Here is an 11,659-nt window from a genome sequence, read left to right as displayed (position 1 = left end):
TTCGGCCTGGCCCAGCTGCATCAACTGCGTGGCCGAGTCGGTCGCAGCCACCACCAGGCCTATGCCTACCTGCTGACGCCAACGCGCCAGAAGGTCAGCGGCGACGCCGAAAAACGCCTCGAAGCCATCGCCAACACTCAAGACCTGGGCGCCGGGTTCGTGCTCGCGACCAACGACCTGGAAATCCGCGGGGCTGGCGAATTGCTCGGGGATGGCCAGAGCGGCCAGATTCAGGCGGTGGGCTTTACCCTGTACATGGAAATGCTCGAGCGCGCCGTCAAGGCGATCCGCAAGGGCACCCAGCCCAACCTGGAGCAACCACTGGGCGGCGGCCCGGAAATCAACCTGCGCCTGCCGGCCCTGATCCCCGAGGACTACCTGCCGGACGTGCATGCGCGGCTGATCCTGTACAAGCGCATCGCCTCGGCAGCCGATGAGGAAGGGCTCAAGGACCTGCAGGTCGAAATGATCGACCGCTTCGGCCTTCTGCCAGAGCCCACCAAGAACCTCATGCGCCTGACGCTGCTCAAGTTGCAGGCGGAGAAACTCGGCATCAAGAAAGTCGACGCCGGCCCCAACGGCGGCAAGCTGGAGTTCGAGGCCGAAACGCCGGTCGATCCTCTGACCCTGATCAAGCTGATCCAGAGCCAGCCCAAGCGCTACAAGTTCGAGGGCGCCACTCAGTTCCGCTTCCTGGTTCCGATGGAACGGCCTGATGAGCGCTTCAACACCCTTGAGGCGCTGTTCGAGCGCCTGACACCAAAGCCTGCCTAAGGAAGATCCATGCGCGCCATTCGCTGTCTGACCCTGCTGCTGGTGGCGTTTGCCCCAGCGGCATTCGCCCAGGGCCCGTACCAGGTCGAAATGATCCTGGTACGGCAGAACAACGTACCCGCGTTCACCAGCCCCTTCGCTCCCGAAGACTGGAGCGCTGGGGCGCCACGGCTGGACAAGGGCGCAGAGCAGCGCCCAGCCCTGGAAGACGAGGCCACGCGCCTGGGCGCCACGGCCGACTACACGGTGCTCATGCATCGGGCCTGGCAACAGCAGGTAGGCGATGGGCCCAGTCGCATCGCATTGGGTGAGGGTGCCGAGCAGTTCGGCCATTTCCCGATCGAGGGCAACCTGAGCATCACCCAGGGCCGCTTCATCCAGGTTGAAGCCAACCTCTGGGTCAACCAGCTCGACAGCAACGGCAGCGTGCTGCAGAGCGAGCAGTTTCGCCAGGCCAACAGCAATGTGAAAGGCGGACAACTGACCTACCTGGACGGCGGCCATCTGGCCATGCTCCTGAAGATCACCCCACCCGGCACACCCAAGATGCCATCGCTGGACATGCTGGAGCAGTAGCCCATGAGCCGCAATGGACCGGATGCCTTCGAGCTGCTGAACGAGTACCCCAACTGGATCGAATGTTTCGACGCAGGCACGCTCAGGCGAGGCGAGGTTTACGCGAGCAAGGGCATGTCCGAGCTGGAGTACCTAAACGGGCAAAGGTTTTCCGCTCTGTGCAAAGGCAGTGCAGGACAAACCTACCGGCAGGACATCGAAGTGAGCGTGCATGCCGGGCGCCTGCTCGTAAAAGGCCGGTGCAGTTGCCCTGTTGCGCGCAACTGCAAGCACTGCGCGGCTGCGCTGCTGCTGATCAGCGACCCCTTCGACACGCCACTGATAGCCAAGCCCACCTCTGCAAGGATGTCAGCCGAGCTTCAACATTGGCTCAGCAATCTCGAACAAGCGCCCGCGCCGGTCGAACCGGGCAAGGACAGGCGCGGGCGCTCGGTCTGCTACAACTTGCGCCTTCAGGACGATGCCAGTTGCTCAGTGGTCGTGCGCAAGGGCGCCGAAACCGAAGACGGTATTCGCTTCAGCCGGGTGCAGTCGGTCTACGACTTCCTGTACGACCGACCGAAGTTCGTGACCGAAGAAGACGCGCGCATCCTGCGTCTGCTCTCCTCGCTCAATCAGGGGGGCGGCCAGGAGCGAGGCTACAGGCTGACCGGGGCCGAAGGCGGTGAGTTGCTCCAGCGCATCATCGACACGGGCCGACTGTACCTGTTCGACACCCAACCGCAACTGGTGCCCGGGCCGGTGCGCCAGGGCGAGTTTCGCTGGGTGCGCCTGGACAATGGTGCGTACCGTGGCTTGTGGTTCACCGGCGGGGATAAAACCAACTGCGTCATCCCGTTGCTTCCGCTGTACTACCTGGACATGGTCACCCATGAGATCGGTATTCTCGAACATGGGCTCAACCCCCACGTTGCAATGCAACTGACCCTCGCACCCGAGGTGCCGGAGCACTTGGTCGTGCCACTCAGCCACAAGCTCAATGCCTTGAGCCATGCCGTGCCGACGCCGACCGAGGTCGAAGAGCAACACGTCGATGACATCCAGCCCAAGGCGCACCTCGCGCTCGGGAGCCTGGAGTTCACCGCCTACATGCCCAAGACCGGCCGCATGCAGCGCCAGATGCAGCATCGCGCCGCGTTGTCGTTCGACTACGACGGCCTGTCGGCCAGCGGTAATACCGACAAGCCGCTCACGCGCCTGGTGGGCAGTGTGAGCCAGCGCATCAGCCGTCAACCCAAGGCTGAGCAAGCCCTGCGCAATGTCCTGCGCGACATGGGGTTCAAGGTCGCGACCCGGCAGAGCAAGGCGCTGCCCGACAGCGCGGGCGAGATGTTCCTGCTCGCCGACGACGAAGCCTGGCTGCAGTTCGTGCGCACAGACCTGCCCCGGCTGCGTGAGGCGGGCTGGCAGGTGGATGTCAACCGCGACTTCGCGTTCGACTTGCAGGAGGTGGAGGACTGGTACGCCACCGTCGATGAAACGCCAGGCCATGAATGGTTCGACCTCGAACTGGGTATCGTCGTCGATGGACAGCGGCACAGCCTGCTGCCCATCGTGCTGCAGCTGTTGCGCAATAGCCCTGAACTGCTGCGTCCCAGCGAACTGGCCAAGCGCAATGACGAGGAGCACCTGCTGATCGATCTCAACCGCGGCCGGATCGACGCCTCCGCCCTGCGCGTGGCACTGCCTTATGGCCGGGTCAAGGCCGTGATGGCGACCTTGGGCGAGCTGTACATGAGCGAACCCGAAGCCGGAACGGCACTGCGCATGAGCCGAGCAGACGCTGCGCGCCTGAACGGGATCGAAGCGCTGCCGCTGCATTGGGAAGGCGGGGAGCATGTGCGCGATTTGGGTCGCCGCCTGCGGGATGCCAGGGATCTGCAGGTCGCCCCACCTGCCGGCTTGCACGCCAGCCTGCGCGGCTACCAGCAGCAAGGGCTCAACTGGCTGCAAGCACTGCGGGAGATGGGCACCGGTGGCATCCTTGGGGATGACATGGGCCTGGGCAAAACCTTACAAGCCCTTGCCCATGTGCTGCTGGAAAAAGAAGCGGGCCGTTTGACGACGCCAGCACTGGCGGTCATGCCGACCAGCCTGCTACCCAATTGGCTGGACGAGGCGCAGCGTTTTGCACCTGACCTTCGGGTACTGGCCCTGCACGGGCCAGCACGCAGCAAGCATTTCACCCGTCTGCAGGATTACGACCTCATCCTGACCACCTATGCCCTGGTGCCCCGCGACCTCGCGCATTTGCGTGCGCAGCCATGGCACCTGCTGTTGCTCGACGAGGCGCAGAACATCAAGAGCAGCACCAGCAAGGCCGCCATGGCTGTGTGCCAACTGCAGGCTAGCCAGCGCCTGTGCCTGACCGGTACACCGATGGAAAACAACCTCGGCGAGCTGTGGTCGATCTTCCACTTCCTGATGCCCGGCTGGCTCGGTGACCTCAAGCGTTTCAATCAGGACTACCGCACGCCGATCGAGCGCCAGGGCAACACCGAGCGCCTGACCCACCTGATCACGCGCATTCGACCCTTCCTGCTGCGCCGCACGAAGGAGCAGGTCGCCACCGAACTGCCAGCCAAGACGGAACTGGTGCACTGGGTCGAACTGAGCGACGCACAGCGTGACACCTACGAGGCCGTGCGGGTGGCGATGGACAAGAAGGTTCGCGACGAGGTAGCCCGTAATGGTGCCGCACGCAGCCAGATCGTCATTCTCGACGCACTGCTCAAGCTGCGCCAGGTGTGTTGCGATCTGCGGCTGGTCAAGGGCGTGGATATCAAGGGCAACCAGAGCGACAAGGGCAAGCTGGGCGCGCTGCTGGAGATGCTCGAAGAACTGATGAGCGAAGGCCGCCGCGTGCTGCTGTTCTCCCAGTTCACCTCGATGCTGGCGTTGATCGAGCAGGAACTGAAAAAACGCAGCATTCGCTACAGCCTGTTGACCGGTGACACCCGCGACCGTCGCACCCCTGTCCAGCAATTCCAGGCGGGGGATAGCCAGGTCTTTCTGATCAGCCTCAAGGCAGGCGGGGTGGGCTTGAACCTGACAGCAGCCGACACCGTGATCCATTACGACCCATGGTGGAACCCGGCCAGCGAAAACCAGGCGACCGACCGGGCCTATCGCATCGGCCAGGACAAGCCCGTCTTCGTGTTCAAGCTGATTACCCGCGGCACGGTGGAGGAAAAGATCCAGCTGTTGCAGCAGGAGAAAGCAGCGCTGGCCACCAGCCTGCTTGACGGAGGCAAGGCTGGGCAGTGGCGACTGGGGGACGAGGAAATCGAAGCGTTGTTTGCGCCCTTGCCGGGCAAGCGGGGTCGGTAAAACCTGTCGGGACGCGCACTGGCTGGGTGAACGCGTCCCGACAGCCTGCTTGGCAATAAGCGGCTAGTCGATCAACTGCGCGTCCTTGAGCGCACCCAGCGCCTGCAGCCAACGCGGATGTTGGCGATAATCGGTGCAGGCCGTGCCTTGGCCGCGCATGCTGGCGATCCGAGGCGACGGCGTGACCCGCAGGCGCTGAGCCGCGCCCAGCGCCAATTCGGCTGCAGCCCGGTCGTTGCAAACCAGCCCCATATCACACCCGGCAGTGAACGCAGCTTCGATGCGGCTGGCCGCATCACCAACCACATGAGCACCGGCCATGGACAGGTCGTCGCTGAAGATGACCCCGTCAAAACCCAGCTCGCCGCGCAAAATATCTTGCAGCCACCGGCGGGAAAAGCCTGCCGGGCGGTTGTCGACCTGCGGATAGATCACATGGGCAGGCATCACTGCCGCCAATTGACCGCTCAGCCGGCTGAACGGCACCAGGTCCGCCGCTCGCAGCTGCTCCAGGCTACGCTCGTCAGTGGGTATCGCTACGTGGGAATCAGCTTCTGCCCAGCCATGGCCTGGGAAATGTTTGCCACAGGCCGCCATGCCTGCCGCGTTCATGCCGCGGATGAATGCGCCCGCCAGTTGCGTAGCTCGAAGCGGATCGCCCTCGAAGGCTCGGCTGCCCACCACCGCGCTGCGCTGGTGATCCAAGTCCAGCACCGGGGCGAAGCTCAGGTCCAGGCCAACGGCAAGCACTTCGGTCGCCATCAACCAGCCACATTGTTCGGCCAGGTACTCGGCATTGGCAGTGTCGGCCAGGGCACGCATGGCCGGCAAGCGCACGAACCCCTGGCGCAGACGCTGCACTCGGCCTCCCTCCTGATCGACGGCCAGGATCAGGTCAGGGCGCAGTGCGCGAATGGAGGCGCACAACGCGCGCACCTGCCGCGGGCTTTCGATGTTGCGGGCGAAGATGATCAACCCCGCCACTTCAGGCTGGCGCAACAGCTGCCGGTCTTCGGCGGTCAGCCAGGTGCCGGCGATATCCACCATCAAGGAGCCTTGCAGGCTGACGGTCATGAGAAATCCTTCAATAGAGACAGGGAAAAGCCCGCTTGCGGCTGGCAACAGGCCAAGTTATGCCTTGACGGGGGCTGCACCGTTGGCGGTTTTGCTGCGCGGGCGCAACTGGGCGCTGGCCATGGCCGCGTCGGTGACGCCGGTATCGGCACGCATGCCGGCAGCCAGGAACGGCACCATCAGGCGCATCACCTGCTCGATGGAGGTGTTGATGCCGAAGTCAGTCTCGGCGATGGCCCGCAGCGCCTTGATGCCCGACATGCTGAACGCAGCAGCCCCGAGCATGAAGTGCACACGCCAGAACAATTCGATCGCAGGAATGCGTGGCGCGGCTTCGTTGACGAGCACCATGTAGCGGCGGAAGACCTTGCCGTACATGTCTTCGAGGTAGCGGCGCAAATGACCCTGGCTCTGGCTGAACGCCAGGCCAAGCAGCCGCATGAAGATCGACAGGTCGTTGTTGCTGCGCGGCTGCACGGCAAGGGCTTGCTCGACCAGCATCTCCAGCAATTCTTCAAGAGTGGGCTTATGCTCGGGGCGGGCCTGACGCCGCTCCAGCTCGCGTTCGAGACTGGCGCAGAAGGGCCCCAGAAAACGAGAGAAGACCGCTTGGATCAGGGCTTTCTTGGAACCGAAGTGGTAGTTCACCGCCGCCAGGTTAACCCCGGCCTTGCTGGTGATCAGCCGCAACGAGGTTTCGGCGAACCCGCGCTCGGCAAACAGCTGCTCGGCAGCATCGAGGATGCGTTCAACGGTTTCCGATTGGGCCATGACTACTCCGAGCACTCCGCCATACAAACAGGTGTTTGAAACATACGTTTCAACCCCACATCTGTCAAGCGCTCGTGACCGGCCGGTCAGTCAAGCCATTGCAAGGTCGTGAAGCGGTGATCTCGAGGTGATCTGCTCCAGTCGGCTTACCTAGGGGCTGCCAAAGCTTGCGGCTAGACCAATACTGTATATAATCCCAGTCACTGTACAAAAAGACAGAGCGCTGATCATGTTGAAACTGACGCCACGCCAAGCCGAAATCCTCGCCTTCATCAAGCGCAGCCTCGAGGACAACGGCTTTCCGCCGACCCGTGCCGAGATTGCCCAGGAGCTGGGTTTCAAATCCCCTAATGCCGCCGAGGAGCATCTCAAGGCGCTGGCCCGTAAAGGCGCTATCGAGATGACGCCAGGCGCCTCCCGAGGCATTCGCATTCCCGGCCTGGAAGCCAAGGCCGAGGAGGCCGGGCTCCCGATCATCGGCCGCGTTGCTGCCGGCGCCCCGATCCTTGCCGAGCAACACATCGAGCAATCCTGCAACATCAACCCCGCCTTTTTCCACCCCCAGGCCGACTATCTGTTGCGTGTTCACGGCATGAGCATGAAGAACGTGGGCATCCTCGATGGCGACCTGTTGGCGGTGCATACCTGCCGTGAAGCCCGCAACGGCCAGATCGTCGTGGCGCGCATCGGCGACGAAGTCACCGTCAAGCGCTTCAAGCGCGAAGGCAACAAGGTCTGGCTGCTGGCCGAAAACCCGGAATTCGCCCCTATCGAAGTCAACCTGAAAGATCAGGAACTGGTGATCGAGGGCTTGAGCGTCGGCGTCATTCGCCGCTGAATCAGGAGGCGTCATGCAGCCATTCACCCATACAACCGAGCAAGTCCAGTTGCCGCTGTTCGAAGCATTCCTCGCCCAGCCCGTCCTGCCTGGCCTCAAGGCCAGCGAACTGGCGCGCAAGAGTGACTTGCCCGACCTGTTCAGCGAATTGTCACTGCACGGCGCCCCCAGTCACTGTCATACCCTGCTGGCACCTGTGCTACGTGAACTCAGCGAAGAAGACGAAACGCGCTGGCTGACCCTCATTGCGCCACCGTCGAGCCTGACACAGGCCTGGCTGCGCAGGGCTGGGCTAAACCGCGAGCGCATTCTGCTGCTTCATCCGCGCGGCAACCAGCCTCCCCTTCAGTTGGCGTGTGAAGCCCTACGCCTGGGCCGTAGCCACACCGTGGTCAGCTGGCTGGGGAGCGTCAATGCCAATGCACGTCAGTTGCTGTTGCGTGCAGCAAGCGTGGGTAACGCGCAGAGCCTGAACATTCGTTTCGGCTAACACTGCGGCATTCGCGCTACCAGCCTGACCGCTCCCAGGCCATGCTCACCCTGACGAGTGAAGATCGCCGGGAAAGCGCAACGCCTTTCCGACTGCCCCACATTCATCCGTCTGATACGCTTGCCGCCATCACCGGCCAGGCCGGTGACAGCGATCACACGACTGCGCGTTTCAGTGCAGAACGCGCGGCCCTTCGTCACGTTCGAGCTCGCCATCCACAAGCCGTCCAGCCATCTGTACCCCCACGCTGAGCATGGCTTTGGCCACCTCGACGTGCTGACCTTGCAGAAATACTTTGGCATCCTCTGAGAAATCCAGGGTTACCAGTGAGCCTTCATCCTCGGCGCGACGCAGTTCGATGCGGCCATCAGGCAACTCGACAATTTCCAGAAAAGACGTAGACATAAAGGGCGGTTCTCCACGAAAGGCGAGCATTGTACCAGCGCTCGAGGCCGTCAGCACTCACTCAACGCATCACGAAAACGCCTGACAAGCGCCTTGAGGTTGCTGCGCCACGCTTCAAGCTCGGCACGGGACAGCGGCGCAGGCACCTGCTCATCGAGGCTGACGGCCTGGATCAGCGGCTGGGTGACGTCAGTCTTGGGTGGTTTGCGCATCACGGGCGCTCGGAACAAGTCAGCATACGCAGCCAGCATCTGCGCCAGCCAGGTCTCCCGTTGCCGGGCAAGCTCCAGAAGCTCGGCAACTTCTGGTATGGCGATGCCGTTGAAGGCGTCATGGGCCAGGGCCTGCTCGACGGTTGCCAGCGCAGGCAAGCGATAGTACCCACTGATTTCGTGACACAAGCCAAGCAATGCACCGTGCAGATGAAACAATGCCGACTCCCGCTCAGCCTGCACCAGCCCCTGGGCGTTCATGGCCTGACTCTGTTCAGCCTTGGCCATCGATTCCAGTGCCAGCCCGGCAAAGAACAGTTTTTGATTGGTACGGGTATAGAGCTCCTGGGCCATGTGTCGCCCTCCCATCAGGTGGCTAAGCGGATTGCTGCATCATAAATGAAAGGGGCCGTGCTGCGGCCTTTCGTGGCATCAGCTCACGAAAGGCCGCCGCGCGGCCCCATCCCTGAACGCTAGACCTCAGCGCTTGTCTTCGACTTTCCAGGTCTTGCCATCGTAGAACGCCTTCCAACCGGTAGGCTTGCCGTCCACTTCGGACTGGACGTATTGCTCCTTGGTCTTGCGGCTGTAGCGGATCACGGTAGGACGACCGTCCGGATCCTTTTGGGGCGCTTCGCACAGGAAATGGTACTTGGGATCGATCTCATGCTTGTGCGGAACAATCTCGCACACCAGGGGCGCACGCGTTTCGCGGTTCTTCGGGAACTGGCTGGCAGCCAGGAACAGCCCCGAAGCACCATCGCGCAGCACATAGGTGTCGTCCACCTTCTCGCACTTGAGCTCAGGCATGTCGACCTTGTCCATCTTCGGCGGCGCCGCTTCACCGCTTTTGAGCAGCTTGCGCGTGTTCTTGCACGCAGGGTTGGTGCACCCGAAGAACTTGCCGAAGCGCCCGGTCTTGAGCTGCATTTCGCTGCCGCACTTGTCGCACTCAAGGCTTGGGCCTTCGTAGCCTTTGATGCGATAGCTGCCCTCTTCGATCTCGTAACCCGGGCAATCGGGGTTATTCCCACAGATGTGCAGCTTGTGCTTTTCATCGAGCAGGTAGGCGTCCATCGCCGTCGCACAGACCGGGCAGCGGTGCTTGCCAAGCAAGACGCGCGACTCCGATTCACCCTCGTCGTCTGCAGCAATTTCGTCACCAGGCACGAGGTTGACCGTGGACTTGCAGCGCTCCTTGGGTGGCAGGCTGTAACCAGAGCAGCCCAGGAACACGCCCGTGGACGCTGTACGGATCATCATCGGCCGGCCACACTCCTTGCAAGGAATGTTGGTCATCGTCGGCTGGTTGGCGCGCATGCCGCCTTCGCTGGATTCGGCCGTCTGCAACTTTTTGCTGAAGTCGCCGTAGAACTCGTCCAGCACGTTCTTCCAGTCGCGTTCGCCGTGGGCGACGTCGTCGAGGTTCTCCTCCATGCCGGCGGTGAAACCGTAATCCATCAAATTGGAGAAACTCTCGGAAAGCCGCTCGGTCACGATATCGCCCATCTTCTCCGAGTAGAAGCGACGGTTGTGCAACGTCACGTAGCCACGGTCCTGGATGGTCGAGATGATCGCCGCATAGGTGGATGGACGGCCGATACCCCGTTTTTCCATTTCCTTGACCAGGCTGGCCTCGGTGAACCGTGCAGGCGGTTTGGTGAAGTGCTGGGTAGGATCAAGCTGCATCAGCTTGAGCGCTTCACCCTGGACCATTTCGGGCAGCACGTCGTCTTCACCAGGCTTGCTCTGCTGCGGCAACACGCGGGTGTAGCCATCGAACTTCAGGATACGGCCCTTGGCACGCAGCTCGAAGCTGCCTGCTGCCACGGTCACGCTGGTGGACAGGTACTGGGCCGGCGGCATCTGGCAGGCCAGGAACTGACGCCAGATCAGCTCGTACAGCCGCTCGGCATCGCGCTCCATACCGCTGAGCTTGGTCGGGTGGGTGCTCACGTCCGAAGGCCGGATGGCTTCGTGCGCCTCCTGAGCCCCCTCTTTGCTGCCGTAGACCTGCGGGGTTTCGGGCAGGTACTGCTTGCCGAATTCCCGCTCGATGTAGCTACGGGCCATTTCCAGCGCATCGCTCGACAGGTTGGTCGAATCGGTACGCATGTAGGTGATGTAACCCGCTTCGTACAGACGCTGGGCCATCATCATGGTTTTCTTCACGCCGAACCCCAGGCGATTGCTCGCCGCCTGTTGCAGGGTCGAGGTGATGAAGGGCGCTGAAGGCTTGCTGCTGGTCGGGCGGTCTTCACGCTTGACGACGCTATAGCTCGATGCCTTGAGCTTTTCCAGCGCGGCCATGGCCTGGGTTTCGTTCAGCGGCTTGAAGGCCTCGCCATTTTCACGGGCGACTTCGAAGCGAACCTTGGCGTTCTTGGCAGTGCCGAGATCGGCATGGATTTCCCAGTATTCCTGAGGAATGAAGGCACGAATCTCGCGTTCGCGTTCGACCACCAGCTTGACGGCTACCGATTGCACACGCCCGGCCGACAGGCCACGGGCAATCTTGGACCACAGCAACGGGGACACCATGTACCCCACTACGCGATCGAGAAAACGGCGCGCCTGCTGCGCGTTGACCCGATCGATGTCGAGCTCACCGGGCTGCGAAAACGCTTCCTGAATGGCTTTCTTGGTGATTTCGTTGAACACCACGCGCTTATAGCGGGTGTCGTCGCCACCGATGGCCTCACGCAGGTGCCAGGCGATCGCCTCCCCTTCGCGGTCCAAGTCGGTCGCGAGGTAGATGGTGTCGGCGTCCTTGGCCAGGCGGCGCAGCTCGTCGATCACCTTTTCCTTGCCGGGAAGGATCTCGTACTTGGCTTTCCAGCCCTGGTCCGGGTCGACGCCCATGCGTGCAACCAGCTGGCGACGCGCCTTTTCTTTGGGCGAAAGGGCCGGTGCCTCACCCGCCGCCTTGCCACGCTTGGCGGCCGGCTCTTTGCTCGCGCTAGCCGAACCGCTGGTGGGAAGGTCTCGGATATGGCCGATACTCGACTTCACCACGTACTGGTTGCCCAGGTACTTGTTGATGGTCTTGGCCTTGGCCGGGGATTCCACAATGACCAGCGATTTGCCCATGGATCGGAGTATTCCTGAATCTGAAGATTGAAAACACGTCAGGTACCAGACGCGGCACCGCTATATATAGTGGCAAAACTGCGAGGTCAAGTTCAGAAC

Annotated in this window: 10 protein-coding genes; 5 read left to right on the top strand and 5 right to left on the bottom strand. The window is 62.2% G+C overall.

Annotated features, from left to right (window positions below; translation table 11 throughout):
* The 3 genes from B2S33_RS14440 to B2S33_RS14430 form a co-directional block, all read left to right on the top strand.
* Positions 1-774 (top strand): TRCF domain-containing protein (locus B2S33_RS14440; RefSeq protein ID WP_349681303.1); only part of this gene is annotated, 774 nt, incomplete at its 5' end.
* Positions 775-783: 9 nt separating this feature from the next.
* Positions 784-1,350 (top strand): peptidoglycan binding protein CsiV, encoded by a 567-nt coding sequence (locus B2S33_RS14435; RefSeq protein WP_145280696.1) that lies wholly within the window; start codon positions 784-786, stop codon positions 1,348-1,350.
* A gap of 3 nt (positions 1,351-1,353) precedes the next feature.
* Positions 1,354-4,680 carry a DEAD/DEAH box helicase gene (locus tag B2S33_RS14430; RefSeq protein ID WP_197874748.1) on the top strand — a complete coding sequence of 1,109 codons (3,327 nt, stop codon included), beginning with the start codon at positions 1,354-1,356 and terminating at the stop codon, positions 4,678-4,680.
* Positions 4,681-4,743: 63 nt separating this feature from the next.
* Here the strand turns inward: B2S33_RS14430 and nagZ are convergent, their stop codons facing one another.
* On the bottom strand, positions 4,744-5,742 hold the full coding sequence (gene nagZ, locus B2S33_RS14425) for a beta-N-acetylhexosaminidase (RefSeq protein ID WP_174435402.1): 999 nt from the start codon (positions 5,740-5,742) through the stop codon (positions 4,744-4,746).
* A gap of 69 nt (positions 5,743-5,811) precedes the next feature.
* Complete coding sequence (locus tag B2S33_RS14420; RefSeq protein ID WP_059183168.1) at positions 5,812-6,525, bottom strand: TetR/AcrR family transcriptional regulator; 714 nt, start codon at positions 6,523-6,525, stop codon at positions 5,812-5,814.
* Positions 6,526-6,754: 229 nt separating this feature from the next.
* On the opposite strand from B2S33_RS14420, the gene lexA reads away from it, so the two are divergent.
* Together lexA and sulA are read left to right on the top strand one after the other, a co-directional pair.
* Positions 6,755-7,363: a transcriptional repressor LexA gene (gene lexA / locus B2S33_RS14415; RefSeq protein ID WP_023534260.1), complete on the top strand. Its 609-nt coding sequence runs from the start codon at positions 6,755-6,757 to the stop codon at positions 7,361-7,363.
* A gap of 13 nt (positions 7,364-7,376) precedes the next feature.
* Positions 7,377-7,853 (top strand): SOS-induced cell division inhibitor SulA, encoded by a 477-nt coding sequence (sulA, locus tag B2S33_RS14410; protein WP_023534256.1) that lies wholly within the window; start codon positions 7,377-7,379, stop codon positions 7,851-7,853.
* Between the two features lie 171 nt (positions 7,854-8,024).
* Here sulA and B2S33_RS14405 read toward each other — a convergent pair whose 3' ends face one another.
* The 3 genes from B2S33_RS14405 to topA all read right to left on the bottom strand — a co-directional run bounded on the left by B2S33_RS14405 (position 8,025) and on the right by topA (position 11,560).
* Complete coding sequence (locus B2S33_RS14405; protein WP_023534164.1) at positions 8,025-8,258, bottom strand: hypothetical protein; 234 nt, start codon at positions 8,256-8,258, stop codon at positions 8,025-8,027.
* A 50-nt stretch (positions 8,259-8,308) separates the two neighbouring features.
* The gene (locus tag B2S33_RS14400; protein WP_028687363.1) at positions 8,309-8,824 is read right to left on the bottom strand and encodes a DUF6586 family protein; all 516 of its coding nucleotides are present in this window, start codon (positions 8,822-8,824) and stop codon (positions 8,309-8,311) included.
* 126 nt (positions 8,825-8,950) lie between these two features.
* Positions 8,951-11,560 (bottom strand): type I DNA topoisomerase, encoded by a 2,610-nt coding sequence (gene topA, locus B2S33_RS14395; RefSeq protein ID WP_027915088.1) that lies wholly within the window; start codon positions 11,558-11,560, stop codon positions 8,951-8,953.
* Positions 11,561-11,659 lie beyond the last annotated feature (99 nt).

Source organism: Pseudomonas sp. UBA5568, from assembly GCF_002425525.1.
In the GTDB taxonomy this organism is placed as follows: domain Bacteria; phylum Pseudomonadota; class Gammaproteobacteria; order Pseudomonadales; family Pseudomonadaceae; genus Aquipseudomonas; species Aquipseudomonas fulva.
Note: the sequence above shows the minus strand (reverse complement) of the source record. Positions and strands in the feature narration are given on the sequence as shown.

Bases quoted from the DNA above. Each gene is read 5' to 3' on its own strand.
- B2S33_RS14435 (WP_145280696.1), top strand. From the start codon at position 784: ATGCGCGCCATTCGCTGTCTGACCCTGCTGCTGGTGGCGTTTGCCCCA.
- B2S33_RS14430 (WP_197874748.1), top strand. From the start codon at position 1,354: ATGAGCCGCAATGGACCGGATGCCTTCGAGCTGCTGAACGAGTACCCC.
- B2S33_RS14420 (WP_059183168.1), bottom strand. From the start codon at position 6,525: ATGGCCCAATCGGAAACCGTTGAACGCATCCTCGATGCTGCCGAGCAG.
- lexA (WP_023534260.1), top strand. From the start codon at position 6,755: ATGTTGAAACTGACGCCACGCCAAGCCGAAATCCTCGCCTTCATCAAG.
- sulA (WP_023534256.1), top strand. From the start codon at position 7,377: ATGCAGCCATTCACCCATACAACCGAGCAAGTCCAGTTGCCGCTGTTC.
- B2S33_RS14405 (WP_023534164.1), bottom strand. From the start codon at position 8,258: ATGTCTACGTCTTTTCTGGAAATTGTCGAGTTGCCTGATGGCCGCATC.
- B2S33_RS14400 (WP_028687363.1), bottom strand. From the start codon at position 8,824: ATGGCCCAGGAGCTCTATACCCGTACCAATCAAAAACTGTTCTTTGCC.
- topA (WP_027915088.1), bottom strand. From the start codon at position 11,560: ATGGGCAAATCGCTGGTCATTGTGGAATCCCCGGCCAAGGCCAAGACC.